The sequence below is a fragment of the Yersinia sp. 2545 StPb PI genome (assembly GCF_052217125.1).
GTDB classification, from domain to species: domain Bacteria; phylum Pseudomonadota; class Gammaproteobacteria; order Enterobacterales; family Enterobacteriaceae; genus Yersinia; species Yersinia enterocolitica_E.
Genome location: NZ_JAZGPY010000001.1, coordinates 3,368,998 through 3,391,327 on the forward strand (window position 1 = coordinate 3,368,998; position 22,330 = coordinate 3,391,327).

Here is a 22,330-nt window from a genome sequence, read left to right on the forward strand (position 1 = left end):
CAAGTCGCCAGTGTTACCCTCCCTGACTCAGGGCTGCCCACCGCCCATACCGGTTTTAAACAATATTCTCCGTTGCCGACCGGTATAATTTTAACATGCTGGTCTGACTTATTTTAATATCTTAGCTGCCTGTGCAAGGTAGTCGCTCTTCGACAGTCATATTATCAATATATTCTTTAGCTAATTATTTGCTGAAATTGATATTCTATTTTTCGCATATTTAAAGACGAAATTATTCTGTAGAACTGCCATTTCAAACAATCATCCTCATGATATAGTCAAATCCTATTATTTCACCAATAAGATTCACAATAAGTGTAATTAACCACTCTTTTCATGTTGTTTTTACAAAAACTATATATTAGATAATTTTATATAACGGGGAAGTACTATCTTATGCGCAAAATAACTTATTTAATAACAACATTAGCTATCACACTGAGCACCTTTGCATTGTCAGCTAATGCTGCGCCGAAAGGCAAAGACGCTCCGGTGACTATTTTAGTTTCAGCATTAACATACAGTTTTCCTCATTTTGTTTTTCTACAAGAGCAACTTGAAGATGAAGCTAAAAAATTAGGTAATATAAAAATCATTCGCTCTGATGGCCAATTAAGCGCACCTAAACAAATTGCCGATATTGAAGCAGCAATTGTTCAAGGGGTTGATGGCATTATTATTGCCCCAGCCGATGCAACCGCTCTGGCTCCCGTATTACGTAATGCGATTAAAGAAGGTATTTCCGTGGTCACTATTGACCGCCCGGTAAATGGGGTACCCGAAGTTATTGCCAATGTAGCCGCAGATAATTTGATTGGTGCACAGCGCCAAGGGGAAGCCGTAGCAAAATTATTCCCTCAAGGAGCCACTATTATTAACTTACAGGGCATTCCGGGCGACAAAACAGCAAACGATCGTAATAAGGGTGTGCATGACACGTTGGATAAGCAGCCTGAACTTTACAAATTTGTTGCCGAGCAAACCGCACGCTTTAACCGTGACCAGGGCTTATCTGTTACAGAAAATCTGTTAACTGGCCTGGCTGAGACCCCAACAGTTATTGTTGCAGCTAATGATGACAGCGCATTAGGGGCCGCCCAAGCGGTTGAAGCGCGAGGCTTAAAAGGCAAGATTGCTATCTTTGGTTACGATGGTTCAACTGATGCATTGAAAGCGGTACGAGACGGTGTACTCACCGCGACAATCGATCAGTACCCAGGGAAACAAGGCCGAGAGGCAGTAAAAATTCTGACCGATTACATCCGTACAGGTGCTCGCCCGGCAACAGCAGATGTCTTGGTTAGCCCTGTCGCAATTACCAGCAAAAATCTTAATGATGCAGAACGAATCGGGCTCGTAAAATAATGTCGTCCACTATGTTATCACTCTCATCGCCACCCGATTCTCCGGAAATCAATCGGGAAATAGATGAATATATTAGTGTCAGGAATCTGACCAAATTATTTTTTGGTCAGACGGTGCTTGATAACGTCTCTTTTTCTTTGCAGGTGGGGGAAATAAGAGCGTTATTAGGCGAAAATGGGGCCGGTAAATCAACACTAATTAATATATTAAGTGGCGTGCACCAACCTGATGGCGGCACTATTATTTTGCAAGGTCATACGGCCTCATTTAATAAACCACTTGATGCCTGGAAGGCGGGTATTACAACTATTCATCAGGAATTTAGCCTGTTCCCTGATTTAACGGTGGCCGAAACTATTTTCACCGGACATTTACCGGTGAATCGATTTGGTTTTGTCCGTTGGAACACCATAGTGAAAGATGCGCACCACGTATTGGCATTACTTGGCGTGACTATCAATCCCTTACGCAAGATTGCTGAATTAAGCATTGCTGAACAGCAGTTAGTTGAAATTGCACGGGCGCTAACCTCCAAACCCCGATTAATTATTATGGATGAGCCAACCGCTGCATTAAGTCCAACGGAAGTGGATAAATTACAACAGGTGGTACGTACCATTGCTAAAAGCGGAGTGGCTGTTATTTACGTCAGTCACCGCCTTGAAGAAATTAAAGCCTTATGCCAAACCTACAGCGTGTTAAGAGATGGTCTACTGGTCGGAGAAGGAGACGTCAAAGATATCTCTATTGAGAGTCTGGTCCGTTTGATGGTAGGGCGCGATTTAGCACAGTTCGACCGCAATGCGAGCCATATTACAGGTAGCAATATTCTGGAAGTCGAAAACCTGTCGAGTGCAGCGACGGGAGCTGAACGTATCACCGTACGTAATGTCAGCTTTACGGTCAGGGCGGGTCAAATTGTCGGTTTTGCCGGGCTGGTAGGGGCCGGAAGAACTGAGATTGCCCGGCTGTTATTTGGCGCAGACCCAATAGGAAGCGGGACATTACGTATTAAGGGCAAAGCCTACCACCCGGCCTCCCCCCGTGATGCAATTGCTGCCGGTATTGGTCTGGTGCCGGAAGACCGTAAGCAGCAAGCCTTGTTTATGTCGCTCACGGTGGAAGAGAATTTCGCGATTATCTACTCCCCTTTACGCACGACCCGCCACGTCATTGATCGTCAACGTGAACGGATTTCCTTTCTTGATTTTAAAAAACAGCTAAACCTGCGCGCCGTCAGTTTAGGGGCCAATATTGCCACCTTATCAGGGGGCAATCAGCAAAAGGTAGTACTGGCACGTTGGATGGCTCAGCACCCAGCGTTGCTGATTGTCGATGAGCCGACGCGCGGCGTCGATATTGCCGCAAAAGCGGATGTCCACCGGTTGCTACGTGATATGGCGGCAAAGGGTGTCGCTATCATTCTGATTTCCTCGGATTTACCTGAAGTCCTTGCCGTCAGTGACCGTATTCTCACTCTGCGCGCCGGTCAATTGACCGGGGAGTTGTCGGCACAGGAAGCGAATGAAGAAAACGTTATGCAATTAATGACGCGCCCTATTGCGCAAGTGTGAATTAATTTATTGGATTAGAGATATGACTATGAGCTCGACAATCCTGATTAAAAATCAAAACAGCAATAAGAAAAAAGCTCTTCTGGCGCGTTATGCCCCACTTATTTTTCTTGTGTTGTTGATGGCGCTATTTACGTTATTGGCTCCGCGTTTTCTCTCATCAATCAATCTTTTTAATATTGTCAGGCAAGTTTCTATCTACGGCATTATCGCGGTGGGAATGACATTTATTATTCTGACCCGTGGCATTGATTTATCCGTCGGGGCGATTGCCGCTTTATCGGGAATGGTCGCCGCGGTAGTCGCCAAAGGCGGTATTGAAGGCCAGTTTATGTTGTTCTCTGATGGGCGGGAAATTGCCTGGCAATGGGCAGCATTGGCCGCAATTATCACCGGCGGACTAGCGGGCGCATTACAAGGATTGATTATTGCCCGCCTGACTGTACCCGCCTTTGTCGTGACCTTGGGCGGGCTGACCGTATTTCGCGGGCTAACGCTGATGATAAGTAATGGCAGCCCGGTCAGTGGGGTTGATGAAGCCTTTGGTTGGTGGGGGCGTGGCATGGTTGGCCCGGTTCCGGTGCCAGTCATCGTCTTTGCGCTGGTCGCGATTATTGCCTCACTCACGTTGCACTTTACCCGCTATGGCCGATCCATTTATGCCATTGGATCGAATCCTGAAGCGGCACGTTTATGTGGCCTGAATGTGAAAGGCGTGGTGACCAGTGTTTATGCGCTAACCGGATTATTCGCCGGGCTAGGCGGCTTTTTACTCACCGCACGCCTGAATTCGGCAGAAGCCGTGGCGGGTAACCAGTATGAATTGTATGTGATAGCGGCGGTAGTTATTGGTGGCACCAGTTTGTATGGCGGAACCGGCAGTATTTGGGGAACGGTAATTGGCACACTGCTGATTGGTGTGTTGTTAAACGGACTGGTCATTCTAAATATATCCCCATACATACAGCAGTTGCTGATCGGCATCATTATTGTTGCAGCCGTGACATTTGATATTTTCATCAAGAGGCAAAAAAGATGAGCAGAGCTATCTTCCTTACCGGCACCTCTGTCATCGAGGCGGCCAAACAAACTCTGTCAGCAACCTCTTTATCCGCTGAATTTGACAATGGATCTTTACGTTGGATTCGCTGGCATGGCGTAGAAATTTTACGGGCGGTGACCTTCTTGGTTCGCACTCCGGGATGGGGAACGCCAGAACCGCAGGTTAGTGGGTTGGATATTCATCAGAGTGATGATGCCTTTGAAGTGAACTATCAGGCACATTACGTTAATGGCAGCGAACAACTCAGGGTCAATATCCACTTTGCAGGCCGTAGCGATGGAACATTGTCAGCAAGCGCCCGTATTGCTGCCGACACCTCTTTTGAAACCAATCGTACCGGTTTTGTTGTACTGTATCCCTTGGTCGGGTTTGCCGGTACCACCGTTCATGTCGAACATGCGACGGGAGAAAGTACCGATTTAACCATCCCTGATGCCATCAGCCCTGGGCAACCTATATTCAATATTCGGGCAATTACCCATCGGCCGATTGAGAATATCTCCGTTGTCACTCGATTTGATGGTGATATTTTTGAAGCCGAAGACCATCGCAATTGGTCGGATGCCTCTTTTAAGATATACAACCGCCCGATTGGTTTGCCTTATCCCTATCGCTTGCTACCAGAGCAGGTGTTGCATCAATCAGTCATCATTCATATCAGCGACAACACCAACCGATCACCAGATAAACCGGTCATTGATGCGGCACCCATTGCCCGCGTGGATGTTGGCGCGCTAACCCAACAATCCATGCCAGCCATTGGCTTGGGGCTGTCTGCTGATGAGAGTGCACAGGCTATCGCTTATACATCACAACTGGCCAATATTGGCCCGGTACATTTTTTGCTGCGCTATGACCCCTCCTCGTCACACAATATTGAACATCTCGCCGCCGCAAGCCAACTGGCTTCCCGCACAACGTTTCCGGTAGCGGTTGAATTACTGTTAACCGCCAGCCATGACCCGGCACCGGAGATAGCACAGGCAGCAAAACTGTTGCAAGATGTTGGCATCTCGCCGGTATCAGTGGCTATTTTCGCCAAAACGGATGAACGCTCATTCCAGCCCGGTGAGGTTCGCCCACCATCCCCCACTGATACCACTATCTATGCTGAAGCTAAAAACGCCTTCCCTGGTATTCCGGTAGGGGGCGGAAGCCCTGCATTCTTTACTGAATTCAACCGCAAGCGCCCTTCTCTTGGTGCATTTGATTTTATTACACATGCGACAACACCCACCGTTCATGCGGCGGATGATGCCTCAGTAATAGAAACCTTGCAGTCATTACCACACATCATTCGCTCCGCTCGGCACATCGCTGGCAATGTGCCATATCGCATTGGCCCTATTGGGATTGGCGCGCGGTTAAACCCATATGGCGAGGGTCCGGTCGTTAATCCGAATTCTGCCCGCGTGGGGCTGGCCGCGAATGATCCTCGCCAGCGCGGCCTATTTGCTGCGGCGTGGCATGTTGGCTACGCCGCCGTAATCGCAAAATATGGCATTGATAGCTTGGTTCTGGCGGCACCGACCGGGCCGTTTGGCGTGATTTCAACTAAACAGCGCTATGCCCGCCAGTGGTGGGATGAACAGAGTCAAGGTAGCGTGTATCCGTTATTTCATGTGGTGGCTGATTTGGCTTCCGCCAGTGGTAAACCGCGCCTTGAGGTGACATCAAGCAATGAAAAACTGGCCGTTATTGGCTGGCAGGAAAACCGTGAAAACATCTTGTTGATTGCCAATCTTGCCAGTGAACCGGTGAATGTCACGGTGGCAGATGTGGATCTTGTAAAGGTTCGTATCCTGGATGTTGCTCACAGTGAGCAGGCCGCACTATCACCACAGCTATTCCGCCAAGCAAGTGAGGCACGGGATATTGGTCAGGGCATCAGTCTGGATGCCTATGCGGTCGCAAGAATCAGTTATCAGAGACCATTAAATAAATGACTTCAAAACTGAAAGGGGCCGTTATTGGCTGTGGCTTTTTTGCCCAAAATCATCTGGCCGGTTGGAAAGATATTGAAGATGTCGACATTGTCGCGGTATGTGATCTGGATATTGAGAAAGCCAAAGCAGCGGCAGAGAAATTCGGCATCGCGCATTATACCGACGATGCTAATGCGCTGTTGGCGGCACAAACATTAGATTTTGTCGATCTTCCCACCACGATGGAAACCCATGAAGCCTTGGTTCGCACTGCGGTGTCACACCATATCGCGGTGATTGTGCAAAAACCGTTTGCGCCCGACCTTGCGGGATGCCGACGGATGGTTGCCATGGCACAAGCCGCGAATGTGCCGCTGATGGTCCATGAAGACTTTCGCTTTCAGAATGTATTCAGGGCCGCCAAAAAGATTATCGACCGTGGTGAATTGGGCCAATTAACCTTTGGCCGGCTCTCCTGGCGAACCGCCATTGATGTCTATTCGAACCAATCCTATCTGATAAAAGTTAAACGTTTCATGATCATGGACGTCGGGATCCACTTATTGGATCTGGCGAGATTCCTATTTGGCGAGGTTCAGGGGGTGTTTTGCCGCACGCAGCAAATCAAGGTGGGTATTGCCGGTGAAGATGCTGCCACCCTCTTGCTCTCACATGAGAATGGCGCAACGACAGTGCTCGATTTCAGCTATGCCTCACAACGCTATCCAGACCCCTTCCCACAAACATTGGTCGAGATTGAAGGTACCGCAGGCACCTTGTTAATTGGCGCCGATCAGGTGCTAACCCTCCATACCCAGGGTGAGTCCCGGCAAGAAAAGATCGAACATGACGCGCGTTCATGGACGAGTGAGCCATGGAAACAGATTCAGGACAGCGTGGTGCATACGCAACGCCATTTTATTGAGTGTTTGCGCCAGAATCGCGAACCGGAGACGTCGGGGCGGGACAGTTTATTAACCTATGGTTTGCTTGAGGCGGCCTATTTGTCAGCGGCCACTGCGCAGCAAGTTCTGCCCGAGAGAGATTAAGTATCACGAGGTGAAATGATGGGATTAGAAAATACACGGCCGCTGGGAAGATCAGGGTTGCAAATACCGACCATTGGGGTAGGAACATGCCCACTCGGCGAATTGTTCGAAGAAATTACTGAACAGGATGCGCAAGCAACACTAGAAACCGCATGGAATAGTGGTATCCGCTTATATGACACCGCACCTTGGTATGGGCGCGGCCAAGGAGAGCATAGAACCGGGCGATTTCTGTATAGAAAGCATCGTGACGATTATGTGCTGTCAACCAAAGTAGGCCGACGCTTGTTAGCGCCCCGCTCGCGTGACACCTTCCAAACAGCACCCTGGCAAGGTGGCCTGGCCTTTGACCATGTCCATGATTACACCTATGACGGCATCTTGCGCTCGTATGAAGACAGCCTACAGCGATTGGGGATCAATAAAGTCGATATTTTATATATCCATGACTTAGATACTGGCTATTTCCCCCATGAGCAAGCGTTACTTGGCAAGTTAAAAGAGTTGGAGTCTGGCGGTTTCAGGGCATTGGAAGAGTTGAAAGCAGCCGGTGAGATTGCCGCGTTCGGGGCTGGAATTAATGAGCCGGGTATGATTAACCGCTTTCTGGATCGCTATCCCTTAGATGTGTTTCTGGTAGCGTCTCGCTACACCTTACTGGAGCAAGAGATCTACGCTGACGAGCTATTGCGGGCGCAACAACAAGGGGCCGGCATTGTCATTGGCGGCGTATTTAACTCCGGTGTATTGGCGACCGGCATCCATGATGGCGCACGTTATGACTATGGCAAATTACCGGTTTCTGTTGCTGATAGAGTCAAAAAACTGCAAGCCGTCGCGGCTGACTTTGCGGTGCCACTCGCGGCGGCCGCCTTGCAATTTCCGTTAGGATTCAGTGCCGTCACTAGTGTGCTGTACGGCCCCTCCAGATTCGCTGAAGTTACGCAAAATTCATTGAGTTTTCAGCACCCTATTCCAACAGCATTTTGGCATACCTTAAGAACGCAGGGGTTGATTGCGGAACATATTCCACTACCCGGCCTGCCGGTATAAACGCAGACCCGTTATTTTTACCAGGGGGTTTTATGACATACAAAACAATAATTTCTGCCAAAGAATTAGCTGAACATCTACATGATACCGATTGGGTCATTTTGGATGCACGCTTCACACTGGATGATGAAAGTTGGGGGCAAAGTCAGTACTTGGTGGGGCACATCCCCGGCGCTCACTATGCAAATTTGGCCACTGATTTATCTGGCACCGTCATTCCAGGGCATACCGGCCGGCGACCACTGCCACAAATTGATGTGTTTGCAAAAACGCTGTCTCAGTGGGGAATTGGCCCCAACACCCAAGTTATTGTGTATGACGCAAGCGGGGGATTGATGGCTGCATCACGAACATGGTGGATGTTGCGCTGGTTGGGACATGATGCGGTGGCGGTATTGGATGGCGGCTGGCCTTTATGGCTTAAGTCCGGTTACCCAACCACCATCGAGATTCCGCCACCGGCTTTTGCCACCTTCGTTGCGCAAGAGCGCCCTGATTATATCGCGAACGTAACGCTGGTCGATAACGTTCGCCAGAACCCTGAGTGGGCGGTGTTTGATTCCCGCTCGGAAGAAGGTTTCCATGGCGGGGGGGTCTATCATGATCCCGTTCGTGGCCACATTCTTGGCGCCAGGTTGGCTGACCGTGCGAACACGCTCGATAGCAATGGGCAATTTCGCTCACCACAAGAGTTACGCCAGCATTACACCCGCTTATTGGGGGATGTGCCGATTGATCGCACAGTATTTTACTGTGGATCTGGGGTCACTGCGGCACAGAATCTGTTGGCTGTAGCGCATGCCGGTCTGGGGGATGCCAAACATTATGTAGGTTCTTGGAGTGAATGGATTATTGATCCCACCCGTGCCGTTGAATTGTAGCTTTTCGTGGAGATACGGCGTTTAACATTTTATCTCAATGCTGGCTGTCGCGTCAGCAGGTCACTATCTGAAGGTATCTATGAGTAATATTATTGATAAGTTGTTTTCTTTACAGGGCAAAGTGGTGCTGGTTTCTGGGGCTGGCGGAGCGATTGGCAGTGTGCTAAGTAAGGCGCTGGCAAATGCTGGTGCGACCGTGGCATTACACGATATTGACATCGCACGTATCAAACCGGTGCAAGAAGCGATTGAAGCTGAAGGAGGCAACGCCTTATCGATTACCGCTGATTTGAGTGATGTCGCGGCTTGCCGACAGTTGGTCGATACCGTGTATGACAAACTGGGGCAGATTGATGTTTTGCTCACCAGTGCTGGTGTCAATCGCAGAAAACCTATTAAAGATGTCACTGCTGAAGACTTTGATGCCATCATTGATATTAATTTACGTAGCGTCTACTTTTTGGCACAAGCCGTCCAACCCTATATGGCGAAACAGGGTGGCGGTAAAATCGTTAATATCAGCTCACTTAGCGCGAAACATGCATTCAATACGATCTCTGTTTATGCCGCATCAAAAGCAGCCGTCAGCCAATTAACCAAGGCGATGGCCCGCGAATGGGTGGGTGACAATATTCAAGTTAATGCGATTGAACCTGGTTTTATTAAAACCGAATTTACGCGCCCCTTGTGGGATGACGAATATCGTTCAAAATGGTTCCAGAACTTTATTCCGCAAGGGCGTTTAGGTAACCCAGATGATTTGATTGGCGCGGTACTCTTTTTAAGCTCGTCTGCCTCGGCCTATTTGACCGGGCAAGCGATTACCATTGATGGTGGCGTGTTATCAGGTTCTTCATGGGTGAATCCAGAAATAGCCTAAATACCCGCCATCCTTACCAGCAATAAATCTGGTGTTATTTACAAGAATAGTTTTGATGTTATTTGAGACTTTTCTTGATCGTAATCAAGAAAAGTCTCACACAATAGGAACTCACTTCATTCTTTGCCGCATCTATCAAAAAACAGCTTTAATCCTATTATAGTTCCAAGAGAAAATGTGATACCTTCATCGCGCAAAAATATAAGGTAATATTCTTTTATCTGGAGTAAATAACTCTTGAGACTCAGCGTATTTCCTCCCAAGGCATATCACCACGGATAAACATTATATTTAATCTGTTCCAAGGACAGAGCCTCTCTTTTTGCAACGGGTTACATAACATCATTACATTACGTTTAATCTTTTTGAGGTTTTATGGACAAAACATTTTTGGCCGGAGCAATTAGTCTGTCTTTGATTACATTACCTGCTCAGGTATTGGCTTTTACACCGATTGTAGAGGGAATAACCGTCAACAATGAAGTCGTCGATAGTGGCGAACAAATTGTACGTAACGGTGGCGTCATTAATAATGGCTGGGTTTATGGCTCCACCAATAATGGAATAATGACGAGAGTCGCAATTGCTATCACCAACGGGAGCAGTGCCGGTACAGCCAATAATACCACCGTGGGTGATGGCGGTTGGTTACAGGTTACCGATGCTTTTGCAACCGGTACTGTTGTTAATCAGGGCGGGTTGCTTGAGGTTAAAACCGCAGGGATCGTGACAGATAGCCAGATAAATAATGGCGGCTATATGAATCTAGGACTCAATAGCCAGTCGAAAGGTTATCTTAATATCGCGGCGGGTGCGGAACTGTTTATTACCAATAACGATACCTATACCAGCGATGTGACCACCAACAATCCCGCCCTGCCTGCCAATGTTACCATTGAGAACCTCAATGTGGCTGGCTTAGTCGACATTGGCCCTTCCTGGATAGGAGCAAGTGTGGTGCCGGTTTCTCCTCCTGAAGTCTTGGGACCGGTGCTGGTTACCCGCATCAATAATGTGACGATGCAAGGGGGGGATATCAACCTGCTGCCCTATTCTGCCGGCGGGCAATTTAACCGGCTGGAGATAGAGAATCTGTCTGGTCAGGGTAATTTTGCGATGACTACCCAGCTTGCCAGCAATGCCGGTGATTTTATTACGGTCTCGCAGCAGGCGACCGGCCAATTTGGTATTACCGTTCAGGACAGCGGTAAAGAACCGCAATCTGCCAACAGCCTGGCCTTGGTGCATATTAATCGTGGCGATGCTCAGTTCCGTTTGCTTAATGCGGGCGGCGTGGTGGATTTAGGCGTTTACCAATACGGGCTATACAGTCAGGAAAGCAATGGCAGTACTGACTGGTATTTAGCTACCAAGGCAGCCGACCTCCCCGGCATAACGCCGAACAGGCCAAACACGGCGGTTCCCGTGCTCAGCTCTGCGGCACAAGGTGTGTTGAATATGGCGGCAGCACCACGGCATATCCTGAATGCGGAATTGAGTACCTTGCGCCAGCGCCAGGGCGAGTTGAAAACCGATGCTGATGGCACCGTCGGCGTTTGGGCGCGTTATCTCACCGATGATAGCCGCTTGTCCGACAATAAAAACGTCGCTTTCAAGAATACCTTGAACGGTATGGAGATCGGGGCAGATAAACAATTGGGATTGAACCGGGGTAATGTGCTAATTGGGGCATTTACCGGCTACAGTTCATCAGATGTCAAAGCCACTCACAGTGCGGGGGCCAATGGTGATATTCGCAGTTACAGTGGTGGCCTCTACCTAACCTACCTGGATAAAAGCGGACTTTATATTGATACGGTGTTGAAAGCTAACCGTTTTAATAATGAACTGAGTACGCAAAGCGCGCGGGCGGAATACAGCCAGAATGCGTTTACCGCCTCGGTAGAAAGTGGCTATCAGTTACCTGTTTATAACAACCTGGTACTGGAACCCTATGGCAAAGTGAGTTATTCACGTATAGGTAGTGCAGATTATACCCTCAGTAACGGAATGGCTGCGGACGTGGCGAAAGCAGACAGTGTGCAAGGTGAGTTAGGCACGATATTGTCGGCTTCTTATACCGTCAATCAAATGGCAGTCAAGCCTTACGTTAAACTGGCTATTGCCCGTGAATTTATCAAAACGAATACCGTCGCCATTAACGGTATTGGCTTCGATAACAATTTCTCCGGTAATGTCGGCAAATATGGTGTGGGTATTGATGCCACCGTTGCCAGTAACACTTCTATTTTTGCTGAAGTGAATTATCTCAATGGTTCAAAAATTGAAACACCGGTAACAGCTAATATCGGATTCCGCCTACGGTTCTAATTTTTCTGCCCCTCCTCTGAGGGGCATCTTATTTACGGCGATATTTATTACTCCCTCTCTTTTATTTTTTATTCAAAAAAAGACAATCAACAAGATATTTCCCACAAAAACGCCTTTTTGTAGGATATTTCCCATGAATCACACGAGTTATTTCTCATATTTTCTTATATTCTGAAAATAGATTGAAAATAACTTTTACCTAGGCATAATGCGGCGAAATTTTATTCAGCCCTTTTATTCTGCCCCAGCCGGGCAAAGAGGATATGCCCTGTGCTGCGCGCCTGTTATTTCTCCTTTATCGCGAGTGTGTTATTCCCGTTACTGGCTATTTCGCCTGTCAGTTATGGCGCGGAATTCCCCCCCGTTGAGCAAAGTATTCATCAACAGGCCCGGCAACGGGCACTGGAAGAGCGTTTGGCCCCCGCAACACCGGATGTGCGCTTATCAGCGCCAGCGGCCTCTTTGGGCCGTATTATCTTCCCGGTTGAGCACCCCTGCTTTGCCATTGATCGTATAAAAATCAGTGGCGCAGAGCCATTACCTCGCTGGTTGCCACTGCAACGTATCGCCAATCAGGCGCAAGGCCAGTGTTTGGGGGGCCAGGGCATTAACCTGCTGATGAGCCAGATGCAAAACCGCCTGATCGACCACGGCTATGTGACTACCCGGGTACTGGCTCCGCAGCAGGACTTAAACCGCGGCACGCTGGCGTTACACGTGGTGCCCGGCAAAATACGCCATGTTGAGCTGACGCCCGGCAGTGACCGCCATGTCACGTTGTTCAGTGCCTTCCCTGCCCGCCCCGGTAACCTGTTGGATTTGCGTGATATCGAGCAAGGACTGGAGAACCTACAGCGCGTCCCCACCGTGCAAGCCAGCATGGAATTGGTCCCCGGTGAGGCCCCCGGCGAGACCGATATCGCCCTGAGCTGGCAGCAGAGCAAAATGTGGCGGCTGGCGGCTTCACTGGATGACTCCGGCACCCGCAGTACCGGCCGTTATCAAGGGGGCGCAACCTTGTTTCTGGATAACCCGCTTTCACTGAGTGACCTGTTTTATGTCTCTGCGGGTGGCTCAATAAAAAATCGCGGCGACAAAGGCACCAATAACCTCACCGGCCATTACTCGCTGCCGTTCGGTTACTGGACCGCGGGCATCACCGCCAGCAGCTATGACTACCACCAAACGGTGGCAGGCCTCAATGGCGATATCCATTACCGGGGGGAGACGGAGAACGTCACGCTGCAACTCAGCCGCCTGCTGCACCGCAATGCCAGCCAAAAAACTACCCTGACCTACGATGTGCTGACCCGCTCGTCGAAAAACTATATCAATGATACCGAAATTGAAGTGCAGCGCCGCCGTACCTCGGCCTGGCGTGTCGGGCTGGAACATCGCCACTTTATCTCGCAGGCCACACTGGACGCAGGTATCAGTTACCAGCGCGGCACCCGCTGGTTGGGTGCAGTACCGGCACAAGAAGAGTATTTCGGCGAAGCCACTGCCCTGAGCAAAATTCTGCGTTTGAATGCGCAACTGGATATTCCTTTTGTGATTGCGACGCAAAACGTCCATTACAACCTGCAATATCAACGGCAAAGCACCAACACACCCCTGACACCACAGGATCAATTCTCCATCGGCGGCCGCTGGTCAGTGCGCGGATTTGATGGCGAACGCACGCTGAATGCCGATCGCGGCTGGACGGTGCGCAATGATCTCGGCTGGTATACCCCGCTACCAGGCCATGAACTGTATGTCGGCGTGGATTACGGCGAGGTCAGTGGTCGCAGCGACCCTTATCTGCTGGGCCACCATCTGGCGGGCAGTGTCGTCGGTGTGCGCGGCACTGTGCTGAATACCCGTTATGACCTGTTTGCTGGCAAGCCACTGTCAAAACCTGATGGCTTCAAAGCCGACTCAGTGACTGTGGGCTTTAACCTGAACTGGCAATACTGATGCACCTTATTAACCCTTTAGCTGTTGAGAGTCACCATGAATAAGAACCTGTACCGTATCGTATTTAACAAGGCGCGTGGCTTATTAATGGTGGTAGCCGATATCGCCGCCTCCGGTCGGGCCGCCTCGTCGCCTTCATCAGGTCTTGGGCATACTCAACGCCGCCGTATCAGTGCCTTATCGTCGCTGAGTTTTAGTCTGTTACTGGCCTTGGGCTGCGTCTCGTTATCCGCGCAAGCCACTATTGTCGCCGATGCCAGTGCGCCGGGTAACCAACAGCCGACCATTATCAGCAGTGCCAACGGTACGCCACAGGTCAATATCCAGACACCCAGTAGCGGTGGGGTTTCGCGTAACGTTTACAGCCAGTTCGATGTTGATAATCGCGGGGTGATCCTCAATAACGGCCACGGTGTCAACCAGACCCAACTCGGCGGTTTTGTCAACGGTAACCCGTCGCTGGCGCGCGGTGAAGCCAGTATTATCCTCAACGAAGTCAACAGTCGCGACCCGAGTAAACTTAACGGTTATATCGAGGTCGCTGGCCGCAAAGCGCAGGTGGTTATCGCCAACCCATCAGGCATTACCTGTGATGGCTGCGGCTTTATCAACGCCAACCGTGCGACCTTAACCACCGGTCAGGCACAGCTCAATAACGGCCAACTCACTGGCTACAATGTGGATCGGGGTGAGATTGTTATTCAGGGCAAAGGTCTGGACAGCAGCCGTCAGGACCATACCGACCTGATTGCCCGTTCGGTTAAAGTCAATGCCGGTCTCTGGGCCAATGATCTAAAAGTCACCGCCGGACGCAATCAGGTTGACGCCGCGCACCAAAATATTACCACCAAAGCCGACGATGGCAGCGCCCGCCCTACCGTGGCGGTGGATGTCGCCAATTTGGGTGGCATGTACGCCGGTAAAATTCGCCTGATCGGGACTGAAACCGGTGTCGGGGTGCGCAATGCCGGTGAGATAGGGGCGTCAGCCGGTGATATCACTATCACGGCGGATGGCATGCTGGTCAACAGCGGTCAGATCAACAGTGCTCAACATTTGGCGGTGAATACCGCCGCCGGTATAGCGAACGCAGGTGTGCTCTATGCGCAGGGCAATACCCAGCTCACCACCGCAGGCAAGTTGAATAACACCGGCACTGTCGCGGCGGCGGGTGATACCTCGCTGCGCGCGGCAGAAGTCAATAGTAGCCGCAACTCGGTACTGGGTGCCGGTGTCAAGTCCGACAACAGCGCGATCACCAGTGGCACCTTGCGCGTTGATGCCAGCGGGATGTTAACCGCCCAAGGCAAAAATATTAGCGGGACGGCGCAAGTGCTTAACGCGCACAGTATCGATCTGAGTGGCAGCCAAACCCAGAGCCGTGACCTGACACTCACCGCACAAGGTGGCGCTATCGATCTCACCGGCGCTGAACTGTTAGCCAGTGGCAACCTGTCTGCGTCGACCGCCGCGCTGTTACGTACCGACAGCGCCAGACTGATTGCGGAGAGGGTCACGCTGAACGCCCAATCGCTCTCCAATGTTGGCGGGGTGATAGCGCAAACCGGTACTACGGACTTCAACCTGAATCTGCCGGGTGATGTCGATAACCGGGGCGGCACAATTCTCTCTAAAGGCAATGTGGCGGTCAATGCACAGCGCCTGAATAGCAACGGGGGCAGCCTGTTAGCGGCGGGCGTACACAGTGATGGCCGCCTGATGGAGAGCGGTGACTTGAGGGTAACCACCCGTCAGGACCTGATCGCGCAAGGGCAGACCCTCGCCGCCGGTGCGATGACGCTAACCGGTAGCCGGGTTGATTTGACCGACAGCCATACCCAAGCCCGAGAGATAGACATCACCGCCAACAGTGGCGATATCAGTACGCAGCGCGCCAATATTCTCGCCCTTGGAACGCTGACCATTAATGCGGGGGCGAATGCCGGGCAAACCCTCAATAACCAGAGTGGCACACTGGCGGCGAATAACATCGCATTGAATCTGGGCCAGCTTGACAATAACGCAGGCAAGATAGTTGCCAGTCAGGATCTGACCCTTGATTTACAGCGTGATTTCAGCAATCTGGCCGACTCGACACTGCAGGCCGGACATGATTTAACCTTAACCACCCGCGGCGCGTTAACCAATGACGGGCAATTATTAGCGGGTGGCAAACTCAGCACCGGCTCAAGCAGCTTGCTCAATAGTGGCCATATTATTGCGACGCAAGCCAGCCTCAGCGCAGCGGGCGCATTAATTAACCGTGGTGAGATATTAACCCGCGGGCGACTTGATACCGACTCCAATACCCTGTTCAACACCGGCACCCTGATCAGTGCCGAAGCCACGCTTAAAGCACGGGAGCGTATTACCAACTCCGGCCCTGGTGCCCTGATCGGTGCCACCGATGAAAACGGCACCTTAGCCTTGTTGGCACCGGTAATTGAAAACAGTGATACCGTCACCAACACTGATTCCGCCCCAACCACCACCCTTTTAGGCATGGGCAAGGTTATCTTTGCCGGTGCGTTGGACAATAGCGGCAATTATCTGGCGGCGGCTCAGGTGCTCAATATTTCGGGTTTGATTGAATCCGGCAAAGATATGTTGATTTACGCCACGACGCTGACCAATCGCCGTCATATTCTCACCGCCAATAGTAACTTTGTTGTGGCCGACACCGTGAATGGGTCGGCGGTCTGGACAGAAGAAAACCCTGATATTCCAGGCGGACGCTACAGTGAACCCGAACATGGCGGGGCAAATAATAGCGATTATATCGGCACCGATTATACGTCGACTATTGCCTATAACAGCATTGATCAAATCAGCCCAGAGGCACAACTGCTGGCCGGCGGGAACCTGACGCCGCAGGTCAGCACGCTGGAAAACTTCTGGAGTAAAGTGAGCGCACAGGGCGAGATTTCACTCTCTGGCGTCACGTTGCAACAGGATGGCTGGGGCAGCGCACAACGCCTGATCGAACGCACCACCTCCAGCGGTCAGTGGAATTACCGTAACTATAAAGGCGGCTTGTGGAGCAGAAGTTGGGGGCCAGAGGTCAAAGAGCACGCGACTAACCAATATGCCTCCAGTATTACCGCACAAACCCTCAGCGGCAGTGGCACCACGATCAATAACGGTGCCAACCCCGGTGCCATTGCGCCTCCCCAGAGTAGCGACAATAGCGGAAAAGATCTGGCCATCGAGTTTAACGGTATCTCGCTGACACAGCCCAACGGTGGACTGTATAAGTTCAATACCGACTACACAGTCAGCGGCGGTTATCTGATTGAAACTAACCCGGCGTTTGCCAATCTGAATAACTGGCGCGGATCAGACTACGTGCTCCAGCAGTTGAATAGTAACCCGGATGTGATATTCAAACGCCTGGGGGATAACGCCTATGAACAGCGTCTGGTGCGCGATCAGGTACTGGCACTGACCGGTCAGGCGGTCGCCAGTGATTACCGCAGTGCACAAGAACAGTTCGAACAACTGTTTGCGGCGGGACTCGAGTACAGCAAGACGTTCAATCTTGCCCTTGGCACCCACCTCAGTGCCGAGCAGATGGCGGCATTGACCCGTAACATTGTGCTGATGGAAAGCCGCGAAGTCGCCGGGCAAACCGTGCTGGTGCCGGTGGTCTATCTGGCGGGGGTCAAGCCGGGCGATTTACAGGCCAACGGCGCATTAATTGCCGCCGAGAATATCAGCTTAACCGAGGTTCAGGGGTTCACTAATCAGGGCGCGATGAAAGCCGGCAATAACCTGAGCATTAGCATGGCGCAAGGCATCACGCTCAATAACCGCGGCGGCTTACTTCAGGCCGGTGGCAATATGCGGCTCAGTACACTGAACAGCGATATTGACCTGACCAGCGCGCGGTTAAATGCCACCAACCTGCAACTCGATAGCGGCCGCGATGTGATCCTACGCACCAGCAGTGAGCAACTCACCAGTGATAATGGTGCGGTTCAGCGCAGCCAAACCGTACTGGGGCCGCTGGCGAGTATCAATGTCAGTCATAACGCGACTATCAATACCGAACGTGATTTTATCATGCAAGGTGCCAGCCTCAATGTCGGTCAGGATCTTCAAGTCAATACGGGCGGCGACTGGCTGCTGAATACGGTACAAAGCAGCGACCAGATCAGCACGAATTATGGCAGTGGCAGCGCCACCAGTGAGCATATTCGCCAACTGGGCAGCGAGGTGAATGTCGGTGGTGCGCTGACGGCCAACGTCAACAACCTGACTGCGGTGGGGGCTAACATTAACGCCGGCACGGTGGATGTGCAGGCGCAGAACATTAACCTGAGTGCAGCGACCGACAGCCTGCACGTCACCGGCGAATCGTCGAGCAAGCGCCATACCAGTTCAGTGGATCTCTACGATGAAACGCTGCGCGGCAGCCAGTTGAACGCCACCGGCGATATCAATTTGCAGACGGCAAAAGACATCAATATCAGTGCCAGTGCGGTACAAACCCATGGCGCACTGAATCTGGCGGCGGGCGGTGATGTCACCCTCACCACCCAGACTGAACAGCATGATGCGCAGCGCACTCATACCGGCACCAAAAAAGGGCTGGCCTCCAGCACCACCACGCGTACCGAAGACAGTATTAGCCAGACGCTGGCGGTGGGCTCCATGCTGTCAGCGGGTTCTATCGATGTCAGCGGCAACAATATCGCGGTCACCGGCAGTAATGTGGTGGCAGACAAGGATATTACCCTGCGGGCAAAAGAAAACATTACCGTGGGCACCGCGCAACAGATCGAGAGTGAGTCTCATCTGTATGAGCAGAAAAAATCGGGCCTGATGAGTACTGGCGGGATTGGTGTCACGGTGGGCAGCAACAGCCAAAAAACCACCGACACTGGCAAATCTCTCTCCAACGTGGGCAGCACGGTGGGCAGTGTGGGGGGTAATGTCAGCATGACCGCCGGTAAAGACCTGACGGTGCAAGGCTCTGACGTGTTAGCCGGTAAAGACATCAGTCTGACCGGTAAAAATGTCGCTATTGTGGCGGCGGAAAATCAGCTTAGCCAGACTCATACCGTTGAGCAAAAACAGAGCGGCCTGACACTGGCGTTGTCTGGCACCATTGGCAGTGCTGCCAATACCGCCGTCACCACGGCTAAAGCCGCCAGCGAAGAAAGCAATGGCCGGTTGGCTGCGCTGCAAGGTGTTAAAGCGGCATTGAGTGGTGTTCAGGCGGTGCAAGGTGGGCAACTGGCCGCCGTGAATGCCAGTGACCAAAATGCTATTGGCGTGAGCCTGTCTTATGGCAGCCAGTCGTCAAAATCAGAACAAACCGTCAACCAGACCACCCACCAAGGCAGCAGCCTGACGGCGGGTAATAACCTGAATATCACCGCCACCGGTAACGGCGTGAAGGGTCAGGATGGTGATATTGTGGTGCAGGGCAGCCAGTTACAGGCGGGCAAAGACACCCGTCTGACGGCCAATCGCGATGTGATATTGCAATCAACACAAGAGAGCCAAACGCTGGACGGCAGTAACAAAAGCAGCGGCGGCTCATTGGGGATAGGAATAGGTGCCGGTCAGGGCGGCTGGGGGATTAATGTCTCCGCCAGCCTGAACAAGGGCAAAGGCAGTGAAAGTGGCAACGGCGTGACTCACACGGAAACCACAGTCAACGCCGGTAACCAGCTCAACATCACCAGTGGCCGCGATGCGGTGCTGCAAGGTGCGCAGGTCAGTGGGGAAACCGTCAAGGTGGATGTGGGGCGTGACCTGCTGCTGCAAAGCCAGCAAGACAGTGACCGTTACGATTCGAAGCAGCAAGACGCCAGTGTGGGTGGCAGCTTCAATTTTGGTTCGATGACCGGCAGTGCCAGCATCAATGCCAGCCGCGATAAAATGCACAGCAACTTTGACTCGGTGCAGGAGCAGACGGGTATCTTTGCAGGCTCTGGTGGCTTTGATATCACCGTGGGCGAGCATACTCAGCTCGATGGCGCAGTGATTGGCTCAACGGCTACCGCCGATAAAAACACGCTGGATACCGGCACGCTGGGGTTCAGTGATATCGGGAATAAAGCGGACTTCAAGGTGGAGCATCAAAGTGTGGGCATCAGTACCGGCGGTAGCATCGGCGGTCAGTTTGCCGGGAATATGGCCAACGGCTTGTTGGTTGGCGCTAACAATGAAGGCCACGCCGACAGCACCACCCATGCCGCCGTCTCCGATGGCACTATCACGGTGCGTGACACGGATAAGCAACAGCAAAATGTTGATGACCTGAGCCGTGATGTCGAACACGCCAACAATGCGCTTTCGCCAATCTTTGATAAAGAGAAAGAACAAAATCGCCTGCGGGAAGCGCAACTTATTGGTGAGATTGGTAGTCAGGTCAGTGATGTTATTCGGACACAGGGACAGATTATCGCCACTAAAGCGGCGAATGAAAAAATGCTGAATGTGAGTGAAAAGGATAAGGGTGACGCCAAAGCACAGTGGGAGAAAGCCAATCCGGGTCAGGTTGCAACGGCTGAGAATATCAACGGGCAGGTTTATAAAACGGCCTATGATCAGGCGTTCAATGAGTCAGGCTACGGCACCGGTGGCAAATTCCAGCAGGCGGCGCAGGCAGCAACTGCGGCTATCCAAGGCTTGGCCGGTGGAGATATGGCGAAAGCGCTGGCAGGAGGCAGTGCACCGTATCTGGCTGAAGTCATTCATAATATGACTACCGATCCGGTTACGGGTAAGGTGAATACTGAAGCTAACCTGATGGCCCATGCAGTACTGGGTGCAGTCGTGGCGCAGGTAAACGGCAACAGTGCGCTGGCGGGCGCTTCGGGTGCAGCGATGGGTGAGTATATCGCCCAGAAGATGTATCCGGGGATTAATCGTGAAGACCTGACTGAAGAGCAACGACAGACCATCAGCGCCTTGGGTACACTGGCGGCAGGGCTGGCGGGTGGATTGGCAGGTGGCAGCACCGCTGACGCCGTTACCGGGGCGCAGGCTGGGAAGAATGCTCTGGAGAATAATAACCTTGCTATCTTGCGTACCGGTGCAGCCGCTTGTGCAGAGATAGCCGTTTGTAGCAAAGCGGTCATAGATCTTGGGTTTGGTGCTCTCATCGGTGTTGGTGTTGCCACATCGGCGATTGAAGAACTTTCTGGCGTACAGAAAACCAATGTTATGCTGGCTGCAATGTCAGGTGATCAGGAACAAATAGATAAACTGTCACCTTCCGAGCGAGCAGCCTACGAAGAATTAAAAAATGGTAAGGGTTTAATTACGGGGTTCCCTACTCCAGTTGATGATCCCACAGGCGGTAAGCTGGTAAATCCTGCGCCCGATCAAAACAAGGGAACGGCGTTGGTCTCACCGGATAAAAATGGTGAGAATGGTGCCAGTAATACTGGGAGTACTGATGGTAAGCCTGATGTGGGTGGGAATAGCACGGTAACGCCGATCCCTGAACAGAATAAAGATGATTTGGCATATACATCTGACAGCAGTAAGTATGTACCTAGCCCAAAACATGCAGCCGGAGGCTGGGGAACACCAATGGATTTAAGTGATGCAAAAGCGCAAGAGGTACTAAACAACTCAATCCTAGGTGGCAAACAGAAATATGGTATAAGTGATAGTAAAGTCTATGAATTTCAACCAGATAATGCTGGCGGTTGGCATGGGTATCCAATACCAGGAACTGAAGCACCACCAAAAATATTACGTGAGTTTCTTGCTCGTGGTGATATTAATAAGGCTGAATATAACAAATTGATAAAGGGAAAATGATGAATAAATTAAAAATCAGTTTGCTTAAAAATTCATTACAGGATGAATATCAATTAGTTGATATATCAATAAAAAATAAGGCTATTTCAATATCTATTTTCTGTGGAAATATTAATCTATCCAGATTTATTGAATGGTTACTTGATAATGAATCTGAAATCAAAACATCAGAATTACCGATAGATATCACAGATAGTGGATCCTTGGCTTATCAAATTTGGCACTTCTACGAAAGTGAAGAAATAGGAAATGATATTATAGTTGATGCAATGTTCGACTATCGAGCAAGCCATTGTCTTAGATTTGGGGTGCGAGGAACTGATTTTCCTGAGATTTACATTGGTAAATTAGGTAGTAAACATGAAATATCTATGTTTACTAGTAATGATTCATGGCGGTATTTTATTGATATAAATGATTTTTATAAAAATATGACTACTCTTACTTATAATAAGTAAAAATGTT

General features: G+C 50.8%; 12 protein-coding genes. All 12 read left to right on the forward strand.

Annotated elements, in window-relative coordinates:
* Positions 1 to 396: 396 nt before the first annotated feature.
* The 12 genes from V1955_RS15760 (at position 397) to V1955_RS15815 (ending at position 22,323) form a co-directional block, all read left to right on the forward strand.
* Complete coding sequence (locus V1955_RS15760) at positions 397 to 1,365, forward strand: substrate-binding domain-containing protein (protein ID WP_083159721.1); 969 nt, start codon at positions 397 to 399, stop codon at positions 1,363 to 1,365.
* Positions 1,365 to 2,939 carry a sugar ABC transporter ATP-binding protein gene (locus V1955_RS15765; protein WP_442821128.1) on the forward strand — a complete coding sequence of 525 codons (1,575 nt, stop codon included), beginning with the start codon at positions 1,365 to 1,367 and terminating at the stop codon, positions 2,937 to 2,939. Before V1955_RS15760 ends, V1955_RS15765 begins: the two co-directional genes overlap by 1 nt.
* 28 nt (positions 2,940 to 2,967) lie before the next feature.
* Complete coding sequence (locus V1955_RS15770) at positions 2,968 to 3,978, forward strand: ABC transporter permease (protein ID WP_083163817.1); 1,011 nt, start codon at positions 2,968 to 2,970, stop codon at positions 3,976 to 3,978.
* Positions 3,975 to 5,948: a hypothetical protein gene (locus V1955_RS15775; RefSeq protein WP_442821129.1), complete on the forward strand. Its 1,974-nt coding sequence runs from the start codon at positions 3,975 to 3,977 to the stop codon at positions 5,946 to 5,948. Before V1955_RS15770 ends, V1955_RS15775 begins: the two co-directional genes overlap by 4 nt.
* Positions 5,945 to 6,976, forward strand: a complete 1,032-nt coding sequence (locus tag V1955_RS15780; protein WP_442821130.1) for a Gfo/Idh/MocA family protein — start codon at positions 5,945 to 5,947, stop codon at positions 6,974 to 6,976. The genes V1955_RS15775 and V1955_RS15780 overlap by 4 nt, the downstream gene beginning before the upstream one ends.
* Before the next feature lie 15 nt (positions 6,977 to 6,991).
* The gene (locus V1955_RS15785) at positions 6,992 to 8,029 is read left to right on the forward strand and encodes an aldo/keto reductase (RefSeq protein ID WP_227746550.1); all 1,038 of its coding nucleotides are present in this window, start codon (positions 6,992 to 6,994) and stop codon (positions 8,027 to 8,029) included.
* Between the two features lie 32 nt (positions 8,030 to 8,061).
* Positions 8,062 to 8,910: a sulfurtransferase gene (locus V1955_RS15790; protein ID WP_083159729.1), complete on the forward strand. Its 849-nt coding sequence runs from the start codon at positions 8,062 to 8,064 to the stop codon at positions 8,908 to 8,910.
* A 79-nt stretch (positions 8,911 to 8,989) separates the two neighbouring features.
* Positions 8,990 to 9,790, forward strand: a complete 801-nt coding sequence (locus V1955_RS15795; RefSeq protein ID WP_227746551.1) for an SDR family NAD(P)-dependent oxidoreductase — start codon at positions 8,990 to 8,992, stop codon at positions 9,788 to 9,790.
* A gap of 375 nt (positions 9,791 to 10,165) precedes the next feature.
* A complete protein-coding gene (locus V1955_RS15800; RefSeq protein ID WP_372568846.1) occupies positions 10,166 to 12,121 on the forward strand; it encodes an autotransporter outer membrane beta-barrel domain-containing protein in 1,956 nt (651 codons plus the stop codon).
* A 273-nt stretch (positions 12,122 to 12,394) separates the two neighbouring features.
* On the forward strand, positions 12,395 to 14,080 hold the full coding sequence (locus V1955_RS15805) for a ShlB/FhaC/HecB family hemolysin secretion/activation protein (protein WP_442821452.1): 1,686 nt from the start codon (positions 12,395 to 12,397) through the stop codon (positions 14,078 to 14,080).
* A 36-nt stretch (positions 14,081 to 14,116) separates the two neighbouring features.
* Positions 14,117 to 21,865, forward strand: coding sequence for a hemagglutinin repeat-containing protein (locus V1955_RS15810; protein WP_442821131.1), 7,749 nt, complete (start codon positions 14,117 to 14,119; stop codon positions 21,863 to 21,865).
* Positions 21,862 to 22,323, forward strand: coding sequence for a hypothetical protein (locus V1955_RS15815; protein WP_442821132.1), 462 nt, complete (start codon positions 21,862 to 21,864; stop codon positions 22,321 to 22,323). Before V1955_RS15810 ends, V1955_RS15815 begins: the two co-directional genes overlap by 4 nt.
* The last annotated feature ends 7 nt before the right edge of the window (positions 22,324 to 22,330 follow it).

What these genes read in the sequence shown, in the direction of transcription:
- V1955_RS15760 (WP_083159721.1), top strand. Translation starts at nt 397, where the DNA reads ATGCGCAAAATAACTTATTTAATAACAACATTAGCTATCACACTGAGC.
- V1955_RS15790 (WP_083159729.1), top strand. Translation starts at nt 8,062, where the DNA reads ATGACATACAAAACAATAATTTCTGCCAAAGAATTAGCTGAACATCTA.
- V1955_RS15780 (WP_442821130.1), top strand. Translation starts at nt 5,945, where the DNA reads ATGACTTCAAAACTGAAAGGGGCCGTTATTGGCTGTGGCTTTTTTGCC.
- V1955_RS15785 (WP_227746550.1), top strand. Translation starts at nt 6,992, where the DNA reads ATGATGGGATTAGAAAATACACGGCCGCTGGGAAGATCAGGGTTGCAA.
- V1955_RS15810 (WP_442821131.1), top strand. Translation starts at nt 14,117, where the DNA reads ATGAATAAGAACCTGTACCGTATCGTATTTAACAAGGCGCGTGGCTTA.
- V1955_RS15765 (WP_442821128.1), top strand. Translation starts at nt 1,365, where the DNA reads ATGTCGTCCACTATGTTATCACTCTCATCGCCACCCGATTCTCCGGAA.
- V1955_RS15815 (WP_442821132.1), top strand. Translation starts at nt 21,862, where the DNA reads ATGATGAATAAATTAAAAATCAGTTTGCTTAAAAATTCATTACAGGAT.
- V1955_RS15795 (WP_227746551.1), top strand. Translation starts at nt 8,990, where the DNA reads ATGAGTAATATTATTGATAAGTTGTTTTCTTTACAGGGCAAAGTGGTG.
- V1955_RS15775 (WP_442821129.1), top strand. Translation starts at nt 3,975, where the DNA reads ATGAGCAGAGCTATCTTCCTTACCGGCACCTCTGTCATCGAGGCGGCC.
- V1955_RS15800 (WP_372568846.1), top strand. Translation starts at nt 10,166, where the DNA reads ATGGACAAAACATTTTTGGCCGGAGCAATTAGTCTGTCTTTGATTACA.
- V1955_RS15770 (WP_083163817.1), top strand. Translation starts at nt 2,968, where the DNA reads ATGAGCTCGACAATCCTGATTAAAAATCAAAACAGCAATAAGAAAAAA.